The following is a 19,422-nucleotide window of genomic DNA, read 5'->3' on the forward strand; positions in this document are numbered from 1 at the left end:
CCGGGACGGGCGCCGCCCGCGCGAACGCCTGTTACTTGGTGAAGACCTTGCCCCAGGACTCGACCGAGGTCAGCTCGGGCAGCGCGTCCCGGTAGACCCGCTTCATCCGCGGCCACTCGGCGGCCAGCCGCCGGTAGTTGGCCAGCACCCGCTTGCCCAGCTCGCGGAACTCCTTCGGGTCGCGGTGCCGGAACGACACCCCGCTGCCGTCCGCGTTGGACACCGTGGCGCTGTCCAGGTTGCCCAGCAGGAACCAGCGCGCGTTGGTGGCCGGCACGTTGATCTGCGGCCGGTTCACCGCGTCCGGGTCCGGGTCCTTCAGGTTGTGCAGCAGCGCCTCGAACGCCTTCACCATGATCACCGCCGGGTTCACCGGCGGCCGCAGCATGTGCTCGGCGCGGACCATGTCGAAGGTCGGCGGCGGGAACTCCCGGGCCGACGGCACCGTCTTGGCGTCGCTGTAGTTCTTGCGCAGCGCCTGCACGTCCGGCAGCGCCGTGCGCAGCGAGTCGAACAGGCGGTCCGGGCCGGCCAGGAAGTCCTCGATCGCCTTCTGCTGCAACGCGACCGTGGAGTACTCCATGGACAGCAGGTGCCGCAGCGACAGCTTCAGGCCCTGCTGCACCAGCGTCTTGCGCACGTCGTACGGGCTGTGCAGCGCGGCCAGGATCAGCCGGTTGCGGGTGTGGAAGTAGGCCTGCCAGTCGGTGGCGTCGTTCTTGTCCGTCCACGGCATGTGCCACACCGCGGAACCGGGCAGGCTCACCGTCGGGTAGCCGTTCTCCTGCGCCCGCAGCGAGTACTCGGCGTCGTCCCACTTGATGAACAGCGGCAGCGGCATGCCGGTGCGCTGCACGACCTCACGCGGGAACAGGCACATCCACCAGCCGTTGTAGGTGACGTCGATCCGGCGGTGCACCTTCTTGGACTTGCGCAGCGTCTTCGAGCCGAAGTCGTGGTCGGTGACCGCGCCCGGCGCCGCCCGCCAGTAGCAGGAGCCGAGGTCGATGACCTCGCCGAAGCTGTGCAGCCGGGACCGCGCCTGCAGGTTGAGCATGTGGCTGCCGACGATCAGCGGCTGGGTGGCGGCCCGCGCGAACGCGTTGGACCGCAGCAGCGCGTCCGGCTCCAGCCGGATGTCGTCGTCCATCAGCATGATCTGGTCGACGTCGCTGTTGACGATCGACTCGTACATGCCGCGGCCGAAGCCGCCGGAGCCGCCCAGGTTCTCCTGCTCGATGACGTGCAGCCGGTCGCCCAGCCCCGCGGCCGCCTCGGCGAAGCCCTCGGTGTCACGCACCCGGACGTTGCCCTGGTCGGCGACGAACACCCGGTCCACCACGGACAGCACGGCCGGGTCCTCGCCGAGCGTGCGCAGCGCGATCACCGCGTCCACCGGGCGCATCGTGGTGATGGCCACCCCGATGGACTGCCGCGGCAGCTCCAGCGGCGTGGTCCAGGCGCCGTCCTTGATGTCCACCGTGGAGTCGTCGGTGAACACGTCGAACCACAGCCAGCCGCCGTCCTCGAACGGCGTCAGCGCGACCTTCACCTCGGCGGTGGTCCACGCCTTGGGGCTGCGCACCGGCAGGCCCTCGATGTGCACGGTGTCGCCATTGGGCTTGGACCGGTACACGTCGATACGGCCGGAGCCGCGCACGGTCAGCCGCAGCACGACCTGGTCGACCCGGGTCCACCGCTTCCAGTAGCTGGCCGGGAAGGCGTTGAAGTACGTGCCGAAGGACACCTTGGCCGACCGCGGCACGGTCACCTCGGTGCGGCCGCTCACGTGGCTGTGCGAGTTCTTCGACTCGTCCAGGTACAGCGGCCTGACGTCGAGCGGGTCCTCGTCGCGCGGCAGGATGACCCGCTGCAACACCGTGCCGGTGCGGACGGCGGGCTTCTCGGCGGAACGCTCCGCCGAGCCGCCCCGCTTGGCCGCGGGCGCCTGCTGCCCGATGGTCGTCTGCTCGGTCACGTCAGTCCTCCAACGAGCCGTTCGGGGTACGGCCCTCGACGAAGTACGGGGTGATCTTGTTGTCGAACATGCTCAGCGCCGAGCCGATCGCCATGTGCATGTCGAGGTACTTGTAGGTGCCCAGGCGACCGCCGAACAGGATGTTCTTCTCGGCGGCCTCGGCCTTGGCCAGCTCCCGGTACTGCAGCAGCTTTGCCCGGTTGTCCTCGCTGTCGATCGGGTAGTACGGCTCGTCGCCGCTCTCCGCGAACCGCGAGTACTCGCGGACGATGACCGTCTTGTCCGTCGGGTAGTCGCGCTCCGGGTGGAAGTGGCGGAACTCGTGGATGCGGGTGTAGGGCACGTCCGCGTCGTTGTAGTTCATCACCGAGGTGCCCTGGAAGTCGCCGACCGGCAGGACCTCGGTCTCGAAGTCCAGCGTGCGCCAGCCCAGCTCGCCCGCGCTGTAGTCGAAGTACTTGTCCAGCGGCCCGGTGAAGATCGTCAGGGTCTTGGCCGGGATCTGGTCGCGCACGTCGAAGTAGTCGGTGTTCAGCCGCACCTCGATGTTCGGGTGGTCGGCCATCCGGTTCAGCCAGGCGGTGTAGCCGTCGACCGGCAGACCCTCGTAGGTGTCGTTGAAGTACCGGTTGTTGAACGTGTAGCGGACCGGCAGCCGGGTGATGATCGACGGCGCGAGCTCGGTGGGCTCGGTCTGCCACTGCTTGATCGTGTAGCCCTTGATGAACGTCTCGTAGAGGGGGCGACCGATCAGCGAGATCGCCTTCTCCTCCAGGTTGCTGGCGTCGGCGGTGTCGAACTCCGCGGCCTGCTTGGCGATCAGCTCACGGGCCTCGTCGGGCGTGTGCGACTTGCCGAAGAACTGGTTGATCAGACCCAGGTTCATCGGGAAGGAGTAGACCTGGCCCTTGGCCCGCGCGAACACCCGGTGCTGGTAGTTGGTGAACTCGGTGAACTGGTTCACGTAGTCCCACACCCGCTTGTTGGAGGTGTGGAACAGGTGGGCGCCGTAGCGGTGCACCTCGATGCCTGTCTCGGGCTCCGGCTCCGAGTAGGCGTTGCCGCCGATGTGCTCGCGGCGCTCGAGCACCAGCACGCGCTTGTTCAGCTGCGTGGCGGCACGCTCGGCCACGGTCAGGCCGAAGAATCCGGAACCGACGATGATCAGGTCATAGCCCGAGAAGCTCACAGCGAGCCAGGGTACCCGGGTCACCGCGGGTCACCGAATCGGCGGGGGCCCCGGGCATCTTACCCCTACCGACCTCGGGTGAAGGCACGATCGAGCTAACTCCTAGACTGCGGCCGAGTGCCTGAGTGACGACGTGACGAGGTTCTTCGATGAACTGGTGGGACGCCGTTCCGGTCGCATTGGCGTCCGCCGGCTGGTTGATCGTGCCCGGACTTCTGATGACGTGGCTGGTCGGCCTGCGCGGGACAGCCGCGTGGGGCATGGCCCCCACGTTGAGCGTGGCCGTGGTCAGCACGGCCGCCGTGGTCGCCGGCAAGCTGGGGATCGACTGGGGGGTCGGCACGGCCGCCGTGGCCGTCGCGATAGCGGTGGTCGTCACCGGCGTGGTGGCGCTGCTGCTGCGCGGCCGCTCCCGCGGCGCCGTGCTGTCGGACCCGCGGCCGGTCACCCTGGCCGGCCTGCTCGGCGTGCTGCCGGCGGTCCTGTTCGGCGCGGCCGTCGTGGTGCTGGGCATGGGCCGTCCCGACGAGCTGTCGCAGACCTTCGACGCCGTCTTCCACTACAACGCGATCGCCTACATCCTCGACGCCCACAACGCGTCGTCGCTGACCATGGGCACGCTCGGCAACCCGATCGCGCCGGCGACCTTCTACCCGGCCGGCTGGCACGACTTCGCCTCGCTCGGCGTGCTCAGCACCGGCACCTCCATCCCGATCGCCGCGAACGCGCTGACCGGGGTGCTCGCGGTGCTGATCTGGCCGTTGTCCTGCGTGTTGCTGGTCCGCCAGATCGTCGGCCGCAATCCCGTCGCGCTGGCCATGACCGGCCTGTTCAGCCTCGCCTTCAGCCAGTTCCCGTGGGGCCTGCTGTCCTTCGGCGTGCTGTGGCCCAACACCCTCGGCCTCGCGCTGGTGCCGGCCGGCATCGCCGTCGTGCTGTCGCTGTCCGGCCTGGCCCGTGAGGACCTGATCGGCCGCGGCCGGGCCTGGGTGATGGCGCCGTTCGTGCTGCTCGCCGGCGGTTTCGCGCACCCCAATTCGCTGTTCAGCATGGTCGTCATCGCGGTGTTCCCGCTGTTCACCGGCATCTGGCGGTGGTCGCGGCGGATGCGCTCCGAGGGCCAGGGCCGGCGCGGCACCATCGGCCTGACCGCCGCCGTCGTGGTGTTCCTGCTCGGCTGGGCGTTCGTCGCCACCTCGCCGGCGTTCAAGACCGTGCGCACCTTCTACTGGCCGCCGTTCGAGACCTCGTCGCGGGCGCTGGGCGAGGTGCTGCTCAACGGCACCAACGGCCGCAGCTCGCTGTGGGCGGCGTCCATCGCCGTGCTGGTCGGGCTGGTCCTGGTGTGGCGGATGCGGGACCAGCGCTGGCTGGTCGGCGCGTTCACCGCCATCGGCGCGATGTTCATCCTGACCGCCTCGGTGAACCGCACGTACACCCAGTTCATCACCGGCTACTGGTACAACGACTCGTTCCGGCTGGCCGCGATCCTGCCGGTCGTCACGGTGCCGCTGCTCGTGGTCGCCGTCGTGACCACGGCCGGCTGCCTGAAGACCTGGCTCGCCGAGCGCCCCCGGCCGCGCCTGGGCCGTCTCGGCGCCTCCGCGACCGGCCTGGCCATCGTGCTCGCCCTGCTGGTGATCGTCGGGGCCAAGGGCCTGTACTTCCGCAACCAGGTCGAGACCGTCGCCTTCACGTACACGAGGGTCGAGAACTCCCCCAACGACACCATGGTCGACCCGCGGGAGCAGGCGTTCTTCACCCGCATCTCGTCCGAGGTGCCGAAGGACTCGGTCATCGCCAACAACCCGTGGGACGGCAGCGGCCTGATCTGGGCGCTGGCCGACCGGCGGCCGCTGTTCCCGCACCTGGACATCGCGTGGAGCGCCGAGCAGCGCTACCTGGCCCAGCACCTGGTCAGCGCGGCCAGCGACCCCACCACCTGCAAGGACGCCCGGCTGCTGCACGTGGACTACCTCGTGGTCGGCGAGCTGCACTTCTGGCCCACCGACCCCCGGATCAAGAACTACTCCGGCATCGTCGACCCGGCCGGCCGCCCCGGCTTCCAGTTGGTCGACTCGGACGGCGACCTGAAGCTGTACAAGCTCACCGCCTGCTGACGCCGGCGGGGCGCCGTCCACTTCGGACGACGCCCCGCCGGTGAGATTCCGTCCAGTGCGGATCGATCAGGTGTCGATGTGCCGGCTCGGCCCGAAAGCGTGCCGTACCAACGTCTTCACACCGGCGGCGTTGCGCTGCTTGAGCACGGCCGGCAGCACGGTCAGCGCGTGCAGCCGGGAGGACAGGTGCGCCCGGGCCGCCTTGGCCGCCCGCGGCCAGCCACGCCGCTCCATGCGCTCGGCGGCCTCCACGAAGAAGTTGCGCGCCTCCACGAACCGCGAACCCTCGATGGCCGTCCAGCCGGACGCGCTGGCGTTGTGCCGCCGGTAGCGGAAGCTCAGCGTGTCGTCCACGACCAGGCTCTCGCCGCGCTCCATCAGGTCCAGCACCAGGGCCAGGTCCTGGATGATGCTCAGGTCGTCCCGGAAGCCGATCTCCTTGACGGCCTTGGCCTTCCAGGCCACCGACGGGAAGTACAGCCAGTTGCCGCGCAGCAGGCTGACCGCCAGCTCCTCGCCGGCCATCAGCCGGCTGCCGGTGATCTTCGGGGCGTACAGCCGGCGCTTGGTCTCGTCGGCCAGCGTGCGCACCGGGTTGCCGTCGCCGTCGATCACCTCGACGCCGGGCTGGATCATGCCGGCGTCGGGGTAGCGCTGCTCCAGCGCGCGAATCGTGCGCACGTAGTTGGGCAGCAGCAGGTCGTCCGAGCCGAACAGCACCATCCGGTCGTGCTCGGCGAGCTCGACGCAGCGGTTGAAGTTGCCGGTGACGCCCAGGTTGCGCTCGTTGCGGAAGTAGCGCACCCGGTCGTCGCCGAGCCCGGCGAACCACTCCGGCACGCCCTCGGCCTTGCCGTCGTCGACGACGGTCAGCCGCCAGTCCGGGTCGTCCTGCGCGAGCACGCTGCGCACGGCGTCCTGCATCAGGCCGACGTCGCCGTAGTACGGCATCAGGATGTCGATGGTGCCCATCGCCGGCTCAGCCGTCCGCCTTCTGCTTCAGCTTCTCGTCCATCTCCAGCCGGAGGATGGCCACGTCCTCGGCCAGCCGCCGGGTCTCGTCCTCCAGCCGGGACAGCTCCCACGACTGGTGGATGGAGACGCCGACCAGGAAGACGATGGCGACGAAGAACATCAGGTTGGTCGGCACCTGGATGCCGATCACCTGGCTGAACCAGGTGAGCAGGCCCGGGAAGACCGTGAGCACCAGGATCAGCACGCCGACGACCAGCCACAGCACCGCGTACTTCTCGCTGAGCTGGCGGCGGCGCAGCATCTCGATGATGCCGAGCAGCACGATGACGCTGCCGACGATGGCGAAGATGTGCGCACTCAGGCTCATACCGAAACCTCGCTCACAACCGGAGTGGCGGCCTTGACGGAGACGTTCCAGCGGCGGATCAGCGCCAGCAGCAGCGCGAACCCGGCGCGGAACAGGTAGATGGACGCCTTCCACGGGCTGTGGCTGGGCGTGCCGGCCCGGCGCTCCCGCATGTGCGCCGGCACCTGGACGACCTTGCAGCCGGCCCGGCAGGCGATGACCAGCGACTCGATGGTGTCGCCGAGGTATTCGACCGGGTAGTTCTCGGCGAACAGCGGCAGCGCGCGGCGGCCGGTCGCCTTGAAGCCGGAGGTGGTGTCGGTCAGCTTGGTGCCGGCCAGCCGGGACAGCACGAAGGCGAGCACCTTCATGGCCCACTTGCGGGGGCCGCGGACCTGGTAGTCGCCCTCGCCGGCGAACCGGGCGCCGATGACGATGTCGGCCTCGTCCAGCTTGGCCAGCAGGTCCTTGACCTCGAGCGGGTTGTGCTGACCGTCGGCGTCGCACTGCACGGCGGCGTCGTAGTCGTGCCGGACGGCGTAGCGGAAGCCGGCGCGCATGGCGCCGCCGACTCCGAGGTTGATGGGGAGTTCGAGCACCTTGGCGCCGGCGGCGCGGGCGACCTGCGCGGTGCGGTCGGACGAGCCGTCGTCGACCACGAGGACATCGGCTTCAGGCAGCGCGGCGAAGATCTCCCGCACGGTGTCGCCGACGGCCTCCTCTTCGTTCCAGGCGGGCACGACGATCAGCGCGCGACGTCCACCAGTGGATTCACTCGACACGGTGCACAGGGTAGCGGCCACCGCGGCGGATCCCGATTCGGGCCGTTCGCCCCGGTCAGACCGCGGCCGAAGCGGGCGCTGCCGGCCGGGAGCCGGCCGTCCGCAGCCCCCTGGCCAGCGACAACAGCACGCCGGCGGCCACGACCGCCGGCCCGGCCAGCTGTGCGGCCACCGCCACCCAGAGCACGTCGCCGGGCACCAGGAACAGCACCCCGCACAGCACCGCGGTGCCGGCCGCCCACGAGACCGTGACGGCGTGGTGGCGGCCCATCGCGACCAGCGCCGGCTGCAGCGCCTGCACGGTCATCAGGAGGATGGTGCTGACCCCGAGCAGGCCGACGATGCTGCCGGGCAGCGTCACGTCGCCGCCGAAGAACAGCTTCGCCGCCCACGGTCCGAGCAGCCACGACAGGATCGCGCCGGGCACGCCGACCGCGATGACGGCGGCCATCACCAGCCGCACGCGGGACCGCACCGTGTCGAAGTCGCCGCGGGTGACGGCCGCGGTGAGCGCGGGCAGCAGCATGGCCTGCACCGGGGCGAACAGGAACAGCGGCACGCGGACCAGCACGAACACCGAGGCGAAGGCGTTGGCGTCGGGGTTGTCGGTGCCCAGCCGGCCGCTGACCACGAGCGGCAGCAGGTTGGCCACCAGCTGGGTGAGCAGGATCGCGCCGACGAGCAGCAGCAGGCCGCGGGCCATGTCGGACAGCCGCTCGCCGCCCTCGGCGTGCCCCTCCGGGGCGTTGCGCGTCCACGGCAGGCCCAGCAGCGCGCCGATCAGCGTGCCACCGGCGAAGATCAGGCCGTACGTGCCGGCCGCGGCGACCCCACCGATCGCCACCGCCACCGAGGGCAGCAGCCGGAACAGGCCCTCGCCGGCCAGGGTGGCCGCGTAGCCGCCGAACCGCTGCATGCCGCCGAGCAGGCCTCGCATGAGGTAGATGCAGGCCGCGGTGAACGCCGCCAGGAGCACCGCCCACAGCAGCGGCCAGTGCCCGCTCAGCTCCACGTCGACCAGCACCGGGGACAGCGCCGCCAGCACGGCCAGCACGACGACCAGCAGGCCGCCGCCGAGCAGCACGGCGTTGCGCACCACGTGCCGCACCGGGCGGCCGGCGGCGATGGTGCTGGTGGTGGCCCGGCTGGTCTCCTGTTCGAGCGCGAAGAACAGGCCGGGACCGATGATGTTGATCAGGAAGTACACCGACTTCACGGCGGCCTGGTCCGGCACCGAGAGGGTGTGGCCGGCCACGATGAGGAACAGGTAGCCGGCCGCGCCGAGCACGACCAGCCCGCCGCCCATGAGCACGGCCGAGCCGATGTTGCCCCTGCCGTTTGCCTTGGCGGCGCCCGTCGACGAAGTCACCCGGCCAGGGTAATGACCCGGTCGGTCAGCCCCGGAAGTAGTCCACCGTGCGCTGCACGCCCTCGTCCAGTTCGACGGTCGGCCGCCAGCCCAGGTCCCGCTCCGCCGCGGCGGCGTCCAGCGCGGACGCCCGCAGGTCGCCGAGCCGGGACGGGGCGAACTCGGGCGCGTCGGCGCTGCCGACGGCCTTGGCGACGAGGGTGTGCAGCTCCAGGTCGGAGGTCTGGATGCCGGTGCCGATGTTGTAGCGGCGGCCGCTGCCGACGGTGCCCGCCGCCGTCACGAACGCGTCGACCACGTCGTCGACGTAGACGTAGTCGCGGGTGTTGCCGCCGTCGCCGAACACCTTGGTCGGCTGCCCGGCCAGCAGCCGCTCCGCGAACACCGCGACCACGCCGGCCTCGCCGAACGGGTGTTGCCGCGGCCCGTACACGTTGGCCAGCGCGAGGTGGGTGCAGTCCAGGCCATGTAACCGGCGATAGGTGTCGAGGTAGACCTCGGCGCACACCTTCGCCGCCGCGTAGGGCGAGCGCGGGTCGATCGGCGCCGTCTCGGCCACCGGCAGCCGGTCCGGCGCGCCGTAGATGGCGCCGCCCGAGGAGGCGAACACGATCTTGCGTGTGCCGTGCCGGCGGGCCGCCTCGGCGACGTTGAGCGCGCCGAGCACGTTCTGCTGCGCGTCGACCAGGGGCTGGCAGACGCTGAGGCGGACGTCGATCTGCGCGGCCAGGTGGAAGATCACCTCGGGCCGGGCCGCGGCCACCACGCTGTCGACCTGAGCACTGGTCACGTCCAGCTCGACCAGTTCGGCGGCCGAATTCGCCAGGTTTTCCTTGCGGCCACGGCGAAGGTCGTCGATGACCACCACCTCGTGCCCGTCGCACAGCAGCCGATCCACGAGGTTCGAGCCGATGAAGCCGGCGCCACCGGTGACCATCACACGCATGGCGGCAGCCTAGAGAAGCTGGTCCAGCACCTTGTCGGCCACGTGCTCGGCGATCTGCAGCGAGCTGGTCGCGGCCGGCGACGGCGCGTTGAGCACGTGCACCTGGCGCGGGGCCAGCTCGAACAGGAAGTCGTCGACGAGCGAGCCGTCCGGCAGCATCGCCTGCGCCCGAACGCCCGCACCGGCCCGGACGATGTCCTCGGGTCGGATCCGGGGCGCGAGCCGAGCCAGGCTCGCCGCGAACCGGGCCCGCGACAGCGACCGCAGCACCTCGTCCACGCCGGTACGGGCGTACTTGCGGGCCAGCCGCCAGGTGCCGGGGAACGTCGCCGTGTCGAGGATGTCGGTGAGCGAGATGTCGCGCCAGCGGTAGCCCTCGCGGCGCAGCGCGAGCACGGCGTTCGGGCCGGCGTGCACGCTGCCGTCGATCATCCGCGTGAGGTGCACGCCGAGGAACGGCAGCGCCGGGTCGGGCACCGGGTAGACCAGGCCCCGCACCAGGTCGCGGGCCTCGGGACGGAGCTCGTAGTACTCGCCGCGGAACGGCACGATGCGCGCCGCCGGACGCCGGCCGGCCAGCCGGGCGACCCGGTCGGCCTGCAGGCCGGCGCAGTTGACCAGCACCTTGGCCCGCACCACACCGGTCGGCGTCGCGACCTCGACGCCGCTGGAGGACTCCCGGATCGCCAGCGCCGGGCTTCCCCCGCGCAGCTGCGCGCCGTGGTCGACGAGCCGGTCGGCGAGGACCTGGCAGACCTGGCCGTAGTCGATGATGCCGGTGCTCTCCACCCGCAGCGCCTGGACGCAGGCCACCTCGGGCTCGAACTCGCGGGCCTGCTCGGCGCTGATCATGCGCGCCGGGACGCCGTTGGCGGCCGCCCGCTCGGCCAGCACCTGGAGCCGGGGCAGCTCGTCCGGCGTGATGGCCACCACCAGCTTGCCGCCGATTTCGTGCTTGATGCCGTGCTCACGGGCGAACCGCACCATCGCCGCGTTGCCGGCGACGCACATCCGGGCCTTGAGGCTGCCCGGCTTGTAGTACAGCCCGGCGTGGATGACGCCGCTGTTGTGCCCGGTCTGGTGCGCGGCCCAGGTGGTCTCCTTCTCCAGCACCGTCACCGACCGGCCCCGGTTGACCGCCAGCTCGTGCGCGGTCGCCAGACCCACGATTCCGCCGCCGACGACCACCACATCCGATTCGCGCACGGCTGCGCAGCCTAGCCGCCGGCCGGCTCAGAACCAGCGCTCGAGGACGAGGGCCACACCGTCCTCGGAGTTGGGGCCGGTGACCTCGTCGGCGACGGCCATCGCCTGCGGGTGGGCGTTGGCCATCGCGACCCCGTGCCCGGCCCAGGTCAGCATCGACACGTCGTTGGGCATGTCGCCGAAGGCGACCACGTCCGCCGCCGCGATGCCCAGCCGATCGGCCACCTCGGCCAACCCGGTCGCCTTGGTCACGCCGGCGGTGGCGATCTCGATCAGCCCGTCGCTGCTGGAGTACGTCACGGCGACCTCGTCGCCGAGCACCGCGTCCGCCGCCTCGGCCAGCTGCTCGCTGGTCATCTCCGGGTGCCGGGCCAGCAGCTTGATCGCGGCCTTGCCCAGCACCTGACCGCGCGGCGCGGCCGCCGAGTCGGGGTTGGGCCACGGGTGCGTGTAGCCGGGCTCGGCCAGGAACTGCTCGCCGGCGCCGTCCATCGCCGTCTCGCCGACCCGCTCGGTCGCCAGGCGGCAGCCGGGGATGGCCGTTGTCAGTGCACGTGCATATTCCTGGAGCGCGATCGCGTCGAGTTCGTGTTTTCCGATCACGCGATCGGCGCCGATGTCGTAGAGCACCGCGCCGTTGGCGCAGACCGCGTAGCCGGTCACGCCCGCCTTCTCGGCCACCCGCGGCACCCAGCGCGGCGGACGTCCGGTGACCAGCACGAACGGCACCCCGTCGGCCAGCACGCGGGCGATCACGGCGGCCGTGCGGGGACTGATGTCCTCGCCCGGCGTGAGCAAGGTGCCGTCCACGTCGGAGGCGACAAGTAGGGGCTTCTGCACCCCATCATCGTGCCCTGCCTGCGGGCTCGAATGCGCCCCGTTACTGTCCGAAGGGTGCGCGTTGGCATTGTGATCCTCCCCGAACACCGCTGGTGGGTGGCCGAACCGAAGTGGCGGACGGCCGAGGAGTACGGGTTCGACCACGCCTGGACCTACGACCACCTGGGCTGGCGGTCGCTGGTGGACGGGCCGTGGTTCGGGGCAGTTCCCACGCTCACCGCGGCCGCGATGGTCACCTCGCGGATCCGGCTCGGCATGATGGTCGCCTCCCCCAACTTCCGGCACCCGGTGGCGTTCGCCCGGGAGCTGACCACTTTGGACGACGTCTCCGACGGGCGGCTCACGCTCGGCGTCGGCGCGGGCGGGCTCGGTGGTTACGACAACGAGGTGCTCGGCCGGGAGCCCCTGACCGCCGGGCAGCGGGCCGGTCGGTTCGAGGAGTTCGTGGAGCTGCTCGACAAGCAGCTGACCACGCCGCTGACCACGTGGGCCGGCGAGTGGTACGAGGCGGTGGAGGCGCGGTCCGCGCCCGGCTGCGTGCAGTCGCCGCGGGTGCCGTTCGTGGTCGCCGCGAACGGGCCGCGAACCATGCGGCTGGCCGCCCGCTTCGGCAACGGCTGGGTCACCACCGGCGGCGACAGGCGGGACGACGTCGAGCAGTGGTGGCGGTCCGTCGCGGAGGCGTCGGCCCGCATGGACGACGCTCTGGCGGCCACCGACCGCCGTCTCGGCAAGCTGGATCGATACCTCCAGGCCGATGCCTGCCCGACGTTCGTGCTGTCCAGCCGGGCGCTGTACGAGGACACCCTGGGCCGGGCGGCCGAGCTGGGCTTCACCGACGTGGTCGCGCCCTGGCCCCGGCACGACGGCGTCTACGCCGGCGCGGAGGCCGTGCTGGAGGACGTCGCCGCCGAGGTTCTCCCCAAACTTGTCACCTGATCGGGTGACACGCGGAACGGTCCGCCGTCCCCTCGCGTCGTAGGAGATGCAGACCGGGGCGAGGGGAAACCGGGACCTCCGCGGCGCGTCGTTCGGGGCGACAAGGCGACGCTGAGGGCTGGATGACCACGTGCGGCCCGTACCTGATCTCGGGGACCAGGTACGGGCCGCACGTGTTTCGCCGTCGGCTACGGCTTGAGCACCTCGACGCCGCCGACGTACGGACGCAACGCCTCGGGCACCCGCACCGAGCCGTCGGCCTGCTGGTGGTTCTCCATGATCGCGACGATCCACCGGGTCGTCGCCAGCGTGCCGTTGAGCGTGGCCACCGTCTGCGGCTTGCCGTCCGCGTCCCGGTAGCGGATGTTCAGCCGCCGCGCCTGGAAGGTGGTGCAGTTCGAGGTGGACGTCACCTCACGGTAGGTCTGCTGGGTCGGCACCCACGCCTCGCAGTCGTACTTGCGGGCGGCCGAGGCGCCGAGGTCGCCGCTGGCGGTGTCGATCACCCGGTAGGGCAGCTCGACCTTGGCCAGCATCTCCTCCTCCCACGCCAGCAGCCGCTGGTGCTCCTCGGCGGCCAGCTCGGGCGGGCAGTAGGAGAACATCTCGACCTTGTCGAACTGGTGCACCCGGATGATGCCGCGGGTGTCCTTGCCGTACGAGCCGGCCTCCCGCCGGTAGCAGGACGACCAGCCGGCGTAGCGGCGCGGCCCGGCCGACAGGTCCAGGATCTCGTCCGCGTGGTAGCCGGCCAGCGGCACCTCGGAGGTGCCGACCAGGAACAGGTCGTCGTCGCGCAGCCGGTACACCTCGCTGGCGTGCGCGCCGAGGAAGCCGGTGCCCTCCATGATCTCCGGGCGGACCAGCGACGGCGTGATCATCGGCGTGAAGCCGGCCGCGACCGCCTGCTGCACGGCCATGCTGAGCAGGCCGACCTGCAGCTGGGCGCCGATGCCGGTGAGGAAGTAGAAGCGCGAGCCGGAGACCTTCGCGCCGCGCTCCATGTCCAGCGCGCCGAGCGACTCCATCAGCTCCACGTGGTCGCGCGGCGTGAAGTCGAACTCCCGCGGCGTGCCCACGTGCTTGAGCACCACGTAGTCGTCCTCGCCGCCCTCGGGCACGCCCGGCTCGACGATGTTCTGGATCCGCTTCTGCGCGTCGACCAGGGCGGCGTCGGCCTCGGACTGCTCGGCCTCGGCCGCCTTCACCTCGGCGGCGAGCTCCTTGCCCTTGGCCAGCAGCGCCGCCCGCTCGTCGCCCTGGGCCTTGCCGACCTGCTTGCCCAGCGCCTTCTGCTCGGCCCGCAGCGAGTCGGCCCGGGACACCGCGGAGCGGCGCCGCTCGTCGGCGGACAGCAGCGCGTCCACCAGCGACGGGTCCTCGCCACGTGCGCGCTGGGACGCACGGACCGCTTCCGGGTTCTCTCGCAGTGTCCTGAGGTCAATCACCCGGAGAAATCTACCGTGTACCCAGGTCAGGCCCCTCGCGGATATCCGCTCAGCTGACGGAGACCGCCACCACCAGCCCCAACGCCACATTGGCCGCGGCCACCACGATGCTGGCCGGGGTGAACTTCTCGGCCGCCAGCATGGCCCCGATGTCCAGCCGCATGGCGAACTCGAAGATCCGCATCACCACCACCTGGGCGATGATGCCGACCAGGCCGAACACCAGCGAGGTGAGCAGCCCGTCGGACAGCTTGGCCGGCGAGTAGTAGATCGCCACGACCACGATGAAGGCCAGGCTGAACAGGCCGGACGCGGTCACCACGGCCGCGTTCGGACGACCGTCCCGGACCAGCTGCGACAGCTTGCCCGGGGTGGTCCAGTCGATGACGTAGAAACCGGCGAGCATCAGCACCAAACCGATCACCGCGTACGCCGCGATGGCCCCGATGCCCTGACCGAGTGAAGCGATCGTCATGGCCAGGCAGTATTCACGACTCGATGATGCGATGCGGCACGAAAGCGGCCCCGTCGTCGGTCACAAGTCCGACACTTTCCCTGATGCCGAGCCCGGCCGCCGCGTCGTTGACGATCCATGCCCCCAGCACCGGCCGGTAGCCGCCGAACTCGGGCAGCGGATCGAACAGCTGGTAGACGTAGCCCTCACGGCCGTACACGCCGCCGGTCTGCGTCTCGTAGCCCGGCGCGACGATCTGCACGTTGGCGCCTTCCCGGCCCAGCAGCGGCTTGCGCACGTACTCGGTGAGCATGCCCGGCTCGTGCAGGTAGGCCGGCAGCAGGTTGGGGTGGCCGGGGTACATCTCCCACAGCACCGCCAGCAGCGCCTTGTTGGACAGCAGCATCTTCCACAGCGGCTCGACCCACAGCGTGCCCGGCAGCGACTCGACGGCGTAGCGGCCGAACTCCTCCTCGGTCACCCACTCCCACGGGTAGAGCTTCACCACGGTGCTCATCGGCGCCTCTTCGAGGTCGACGAACCGCTTGAGCAGCCGGTCCCAGCCGATGTCCTCGATGGCCAGGCCGACGGTGTCCAGCCCGGCCTCGGCCGCGGTCTCCTGCAGGTAGGCCACGGTCACGTGGTCCTCGCCCGTGGTGTCGCCGCCGGACCAGGTGAAGTGCAGCTCGTTGGACGGCAGCAGGTCCTTGATCTCGCCCCAGCGCTCCACCAGCTTCTCGTGGATCGAGTTCCACTGGTCGTCGTCCGGGTGCAGGTCGGTCTTCCAGTTCCACTGGATGATCGACGCCTCCACCAGCGAGGTCGGCGTGTCCGCGTTGTACTCCAGCAGCTTGGCCGGGCCGGTGGCGTCGTAGCGCAGGTCGAAGCGGCCGTAGACGTGCGGGTCGCGGCGCTTCCAGGACTCCGCGATGGCCGGCCACAGCCATTCCGGCAGCGCGAAGTCCCGGTACCGCTCGGTCGTCACCACCGTGTCCACGGCGGCCAGGCACATCGAGTGCAGCAACTCCACGTCAGCTTCGAGGGACAGGATCTCGTCCATCTCGAAGACGTAGTGCGCCGACTCGTCCCAGTAGGGCCGCTGCGCGCCGTTCGCGCCGGCCGACGGCGAGCCGAACACAAGACCCTGCTCCGCCACGGTCTGCTGCCAGTTCGCCCGTGGCTGTGAGGTTTCCCGCCGCACCGCTCAGCTGCCCCCGCTCTTGCCCGAGCTCCCGTGGCTGGACGACCCGCTGTCGCCGCCGCTGCTGCTCCCGCTGCTGCCGCTCTTCACGCCGAACCCGCCACGCGAGATGGTCGAGCCGCTGGCGGTCTTCACCGTGGCGTTGCCGCTCGGGGCGGTGGTCGTGCCGCCGACCGCCCGCTGTCCGATGCCGCCGGAGCCGCCGTAGTAGTAGTGGTACTGCCGGCCGCCGGGGAAGATGAAGAACCCGCCGCCCGAGTTGTAGTAGCCGCCGTTGCTGGCGAAGTAGGCGGAGTTCGTGTCGCAGTACTGGTCGTCGACGACCACGCCGCTGTCGTCGGTGCAGCGCGCGGTGACCGTCTCCGACGGGGTGGACAGCGCGTACGCGGCCGCCACGATGCCGACGAGGCCGACCGTGACGCCGCCGCCGATCATCACCCGCTTGCGGATCTTCTTCTTGCGCTCGAGGGCGGCCTGCTCGGCCTCTTCGCGCTCGCGCTCCTCCTCGGCCGCCCGCTCCCGCGCCCTGCGCTCCGCGAGCGTGGGCTCACGCGGCGTGGTCGAGCCGTCCTGGAACCGCATTCGCCCCTGTTTCGGCTGCTCAGCCGCGTCGGGCTGCTCTTCGTCCGCCATGGTCGCCCTCCTGCTGTGCACGGTACCTACTCCCGGCCCGCCGGTCCGCACGGGCATCATGGTTGTGATGCCTGAAATCGCTGAGTGGTTTCATCCGAAACGGCGGACCGGCCAGACCCGGCTGCTGATGGTGGGCGCCGTCCTGGGCGCCCTGGTCGTGCTGACGTCGAGCACGCTGTTCTCGTGGCCGGTCAAGGGCCTGTCGGCGACCGCCGCGGCCGACGACCCGAACGTGGCGTTCGACGCGCCCGACGGGAGTTGCCTGACCTGGCCGGCCGGCAGCGCCGACATCACGAAGGTGGACTGCTCCGCCAAGCACCTGTTCGAGATCGCCGGCACCGTCGACCTGACGTCGAAGTACCCGAGCGGCGCGCCGTTCCCGGACGCGACCCTGTGGCAGAAGATCGCCCAGGACAACTGCGGGCCGGTCGTGTCCAAGTACATGAACGGCAAGCTCGACCCGAACGGCAAGTACACCGCCAACGCCCTCAACCCCACCGCCCAGCAGTGGTCCGGGGGCGCCCGCACCATTCGCTGCGGAGTGCAGGCCGCCGGGCCCGCCGGGGGCCTGCAGCCCACCACCGGCTCGGCCAGGACCGCCGACCAGTCGGCGATCTACCCCGTCGGGACGTGCCTGGGCATCAAGGACAAGGCCGTCAGCGACCCCGTGCCCTGCACCTCCGAGCACGCGTACGAGATCGTCGGCATCGTCGACCTGAAGTCTCAGTTCCCGGACGGCTTCCCGGCCGAGGACAAGCAGCAGACCGCGCTGTCCGAGCGCTGCGTGAAGGCGGCCAACGACTACACCGGCGGCTTCGACCTCAGCAAGAACAAGCTTGGGCTGACCTGGGACAACATCAAGCAGGAGAGCTGGAACCTGGGCTCGACCAAGGTCAACTGCAAGATCGGCCAGAAGCTCGAGGACGGCAGCGGGCTGCAGAGCATCACCAACTCGGTCAAGGGCGTCGGCGGCGGCGCGGCCGCCACGTCGACCAGCGCTCCCCCGGCCGGCGGCTGATGGCGTTCACCATGACCGACCGCCGCTTCGACGAGCTGGTCGGCGACGCACTGGACCTCGTCCCGCCGCGGCTGGCCGAGGCCATGGACAACGTGGTGATCCTGGTCGAGGACCGCAATCCCGAGGAGCCGTCCCTGCTCGGGCTGTACCACGGCATCGCCCTGACCGAGCGGACCAGTCATTACGGATTCGCCCTGCCGGACCAGATCTTCATCTACCGGCAGGCGATCCTGGACATCTGCGAGACCGAGGACGACGTCGTCGACGAGATCGCGGTGACCGTGGTGCACGAGATCGCCCACCACTTCGGCATCGACGACAACACCCTGCACGACCTCGGCTGGGGCTAGTCAGTTCACCGTGGCGCCGGCCCATTCCAGGCAGCGCCAGCCGGTGGGCGACGAGTCGTCGGCCTCCAGGACAACCCGGCCGCCGTTGTGCAGCAGGTGCTGGTCGGCCAGTTCGGCGTCGACGTTCGGGGAAAGGGCGAACGAGGAGATGCGGATGGCGGCGCCGTGGCTGACGAGCACGACAACGCCGTCCTCGTGACGGGACCGAATGCCGGCGACGACGGGCAGGAACCGGTCGAGGACCTGCTGGGCGGACTCGCCGCCGGGCATCGGCACGTCGAGCTCGGCGGAGCGGGTCCAGCGGTGGAACACGGCGAAGAAGGCGGCCATGGCGTCGGGGTCGTTGCGGCACTCGAGGTCGCCGACGAAGGCCTCGTGCACGCCCTCGACGACCTGAACGTCCAGGCCGTGGGCGGCGGCGATGGGGGCGGCGGTCTGCTGGGCCCGGACGGCCACGCTGGCGTAGACGGCGACGACCGGCAGGGCGGCGAGCGCGTCGGCGACGGCGGCGGCCTGCTGGCGGCCGAGGTCGGTCAGCGGCGGCCCGGGCGGGCGGGAGTCAAGCGAGTTGACGACGTTGGACGGGGTCTGGCCATGCCGGACGAGCACCAACCGCAGGGCGGTCACGCGCTCTCCCCGCGCCGGATGGCGGCCAGCCACTCGCCGGCGGCCTCGAAGTCCGCGTCGGTGGTGGGGCTGCCGACGACCGTCGGCTCCTTGTCCGTGCGCGGATACGACCCGAGGAACCGCACCTCGATGCAGCGCCGGTGCAGCGCGGCCAGGGCATCGCCGATGCGCTGCTCGGCCACGTGCCCCTCGACGTCGAGGTAGAAGCGGTAGGTGCCGAACAGCTCCCGGGTGGGCCGCGCCTCCAGGCGGGTCAGGTTGATCTTCCGCAGCGCCAGCTCGTGCAGCACGTCGGACAGCGCGCCGACCTCGTTCGGCGTGACGGCGACCAGCGAGGTGCGGTCCGCGCCGGTGGGCGCCGGCACGTTGCCGGGCTTGGCCAGCAGCAGGAACCGGGTCTTCGCGTCCTTCACGTCGCCGAGCCCCGTGACCAGCTCGGTGAGCGGATAGTGCAGCGCGGCCACCGGCGCGCTCACGGCGGCGTCGAACGCCCCGGCCAGCACCTCCTTGGCCGCGGCGGCGGTGGAGCCGGTGGCGATGGCGGTGGCCTTGGGCAGGTTGGTCTCCAGCCACTCCCGGACCTGGGCCAGCGCGTGCGGGTGGCTGGCCACGGTGCGGATCTCGTCCAGCCCCGTGCCGGGCCGCGCCAGCAGGGTGAACTGCACCTGGAGCACGTGCTCGGCGACGGCCACGACGGGCTCGCCCAGCGCCAGCGCGTCCATGGTCGCCGGCACCGCGCCCTCGACCGAGTTCTCCACCGGCACGCAGCCCCGCTCGACCTCGCCCGCGCGCACGGCGGCGACGACCGCCGGAATGGTGCCGAACGGGACGAACTCGTCGGATTCGGGATCGGCCAGCCGGCGCACGGCCTGCTCGGTGAACGTTCCCTGCGGTCCGAAATAGCCGATGCGCGCCACGGCGACACCCTACGACGCGCTGGCGAGCCGTTGGCGTTGAGGCATATATCACCCACTCGGACGGTGGCCTCCCCAGTTACGCGG

At 70.9% G+C, this 19,422-nt stretch carries 19 protein-coding genes; 4 read left to right on the plus strand and 15 right to left on the minus strand.

Annotated elements, in window-relative coordinates; translation table 11 throughout:
- Positions 1 to 31 precede the first annotated feature (31 nt).
- Together BJ998_RS18235 and glf are read right to left on the minus strand one after the other, a co-directional pair.
- Positions 32 to 1,978 carry a glycosyltransferase gene (locus BJ998_RS18235; RefSeq protein ID WP_184863235.1) on the minus strand — a complete coding sequence of 649 codons (1,947 nt, stop codon included), beginning with the start codon at positions 1,976 to 1,978 and terminating at the stop codon, positions 32 to 34.
- Between the two features lies 1 nt (position 1,979).
- Positions 1,980 to 3,167 (minus strand): UDP-galactopyranose mutase, encoded by a 1,188-nt coding sequence (gene glf, locus BJ998_RS18240; protein ID WP_184863237.1) that lies wholly within the window; start codon positions 3,165 to 3,167, stop codon positions 1,980 to 1,982.
- A 149-nt stretch (positions 3,168 to 3,316) separates the two neighbouring features.
- On the opposite strand from glf, the gene BJ998_RS18245 reads away from it, so the two are divergent.
- Entirely contained in the window at positions 3,317 to 5,287 is a 1,971-nt protein-coding gene (locus BJ998_RS18245) for a DUF6541 family protein (protein ID WP_184863239.1), read from the plus strand.
- 66 nt (positions 5,288 to 5,353) lie between these two features.
- Here BJ998_RS18245 and BJ998_RS18250 read toward each other — a convergent pair whose 3' ends face one another.
- From BJ998_RS18250 to BJ998_RS47565, 7 genes are read right to left on the minus strand one after another with little or no spacing between them, the layout of a single operon-like run.
- Complete coding sequence (locus BJ998_RS18250; protein ID WP_184863241.1) at positions 5,354 to 6,259, minus strand: glycosyltransferase family 2 protein; 906 nt, start codon at positions 6,257 to 6,259, stop codon at positions 5,354 to 5,356.
- Positions 6,260 to 6,266: 7 nt separating this feature from the next.
- Positions 6,267 to 6,629 (minus strand): DUF2304 domain-containing protein, encoded by a 363-nt coding sequence (locus BJ998_RS18255; RefSeq protein ID WP_184863243.1) that lies wholly within the window; start codon positions 6,627 to 6,629, stop codon positions 6,267 to 6,269.
- Positions 6,626 to 7,390 carry a glycosyltransferase family 2 protein gene (locus tag BJ998_RS18260; RefSeq protein ID WP_184863245.1) on the minus strand — a complete coding sequence of 255 codons (765 nt, stop codon included), beginning with the start codon at positions 7,388 to 7,390 and terminating at the stop codon, positions 6,626 to 6,628. Before BJ998_RS18260 ends, BJ998_RS18255 begins: the two co-directional genes overlap by 4 nt.
- 55 nt (positions 7,391 to 7,445) lie before the next feature.
- Positions 7,446 to 8,759 carry a lipopolysaccharide biosynthesis protein gene (locus BJ998_RS18265; protein ID WP_184863247.1) on the minus strand — a complete coding sequence of 438 codons (1,314 nt, stop codon included), beginning with the start codon at positions 8,757 to 8,759 and terminating at the stop codon, positions 7,446 to 7,448.
- A 25-nt stretch (positions 8,760 to 8,784) separates the two neighbouring features.
- The gene (locus tag BJ998_RS18270) at positions 8,785 to 9,705 is read right to left on the minus strand and encodes an NAD-dependent epimerase/dehydratase family protein (RefSeq protein ID WP_184863249.1); all 921 of its coding nucleotides are present in this window, start codon (positions 9,703 to 9,705) and stop codon (positions 8,785 to 8,787) included.
- 9 nt (positions 9,706 to 9,714) lie between these two features.
- Complete coding sequence (gene lhgD, locus BJ998_RS18275; RefSeq protein WP_312890184.1) at positions 9,715 to 10,911, minus strand: L-2-hydroxyglutarate dehydrogenase; 1,197 nt, start codon at positions 10,909 to 10,911, stop codon at positions 9,715 to 9,717.
- A gap of 27 nt (positions 10,912 to 10,938) precedes the next feature.
- A complete protein-coding gene (locus BJ998_RS47565) occupies positions 10,939 to 11,751 on the minus strand; it encodes an HAD family hydrolase (protein WP_184863251.1) in 813 nt (270 codons plus the stop codon).
- 54 nt (positions 11,752 to 11,805) lie between these two features.
- On the opposite strand from BJ998_RS47565, the gene BJ998_RS47570 reads away from it, so the two are divergent.
- Positions 11,806 to 12,690: an LLM class flavin-dependent oxidoreductase gene (locus BJ998_RS47570; protein ID WP_184863253.1), complete on the plus strand. Its 885-nt coding sequence runs from the start codon at positions 11,806 to 11,808 to the stop codon at positions 12,688 to 12,690.
- 188 nt (positions 12,691 to 12,878) lie between these two features.
- Here the strand turns inward: BJ998_RS47570 and serS are convergent, their stop codons facing one another.
- From serS to BJ998_RS18305, 4 genes are read right to left on the minus strand one after another with little or no spacing between them, the layout of a single operon-like run.
- Positions 12,879 to 14,138 (minus strand): serine--tRNA ligase, encoded by a 1,260-nt coding sequence (serS, locus tag BJ998_RS18290; RefSeq protein ID WP_184863255.1) that lies wholly within the window; start codon positions 14,136 to 14,138, stop codon positions 12,879 to 12,881.
- A 49-nt stretch (positions 14,139 to 14,187) separates the two neighbouring features.
- Positions 14,188 to 14,613, minus strand: coding sequence for a DUF350 domain-containing protein (locus BJ998_RS18295; RefSeq protein ID WP_184863257.1), 426 nt, complete (start codon positions 14,611 to 14,613; stop codon positions 14,188 to 14,190).
- Between the two features lie 13 nt (positions 14,614 to 14,626).
- Positions 14,627 to 15,793: a glutathionylspermidine synthase family protein gene (locus tag BJ998_RS18300; protein WP_184863259.1), complete on the minus strand. Its 1,167-nt coding sequence runs from the start codon at positions 15,791 to 15,793 to the stop codon at positions 14,627 to 14,629.
- 3 nt (positions 15,794 to 15,796) lie between these two features.
- Entirely contained in the window at positions 15,797 to 16,426 is a 630-nt protein-coding gene (locus BJ998_RS18305) for a hypothetical protein (protein ID WP_184863261.1), read from the minus strand.
- Between the two features lie 67 nt (positions 16,427 to 16,493).
- Between BJ998_RS18305 and BJ998_RS18310 the strand changes: the two genes are divergently transcribed.
- A complete protein-coding gene (locus tag BJ998_RS18310; RefSeq protein ID WP_184863263.1) occupies positions 16,494 to 17,444 on the plus strand; it encodes a septum formation family protein in 951 nt (316 codons plus the stop codon).
- Positions 17,444 to 17,794, plus strand: a complete 351-nt coding sequence (locus tag BJ998_RS18315) for a metallopeptidase family protein (protein WP_184863265.1) — start codon at positions 17,444 to 17,446, stop codon at positions 17,792 to 17,794. Before BJ998_RS18310 ends, BJ998_RS18315 begins: the two co-directional genes overlap by 1 nt.
- Here the strand turns inward: BJ998_RS18315 and BJ998_RS18320 are convergent, their stop codons facing one another.
- Together BJ998_RS18320 and pheA are read right to left on the minus strand one after the other, a co-directional pair.
- Positions 17,795 to 18,421, minus strand: a complete 627-nt coding sequence (locus tag BJ998_RS18320) for a histidine phosphatase family protein (RefSeq protein WP_312890185.1) — start codon at positions 18,419 to 18,421, stop codon at positions 17,795 to 17,797.
- On the minus strand, positions 18,418 to 19,338 hold the full coding sequence (pheA, locus tag BJ998_RS18325; protein WP_184863267.1) for a prephenate dehydratase: 921 nt from the start codon (positions 19,336 to 19,338) through the stop codon (positions 18,418 to 18,420). The genes BJ998_RS18320 and pheA overlap by 4 nt, the downstream gene beginning before the upstream one ends.
- Positions 19,339 to 19,422: the final 84 nt, after the last annotated feature.

It is taken from the genome of Kutzneria kofuensis, from assembly GCF_014203355.1.
Classification (GTDB): Bacteria; Actinomycetota; Actinomycetes; order Mycobacteriales; family Pseudonocardiaceae; genus Kutzneria; species Kutzneria kofuensis.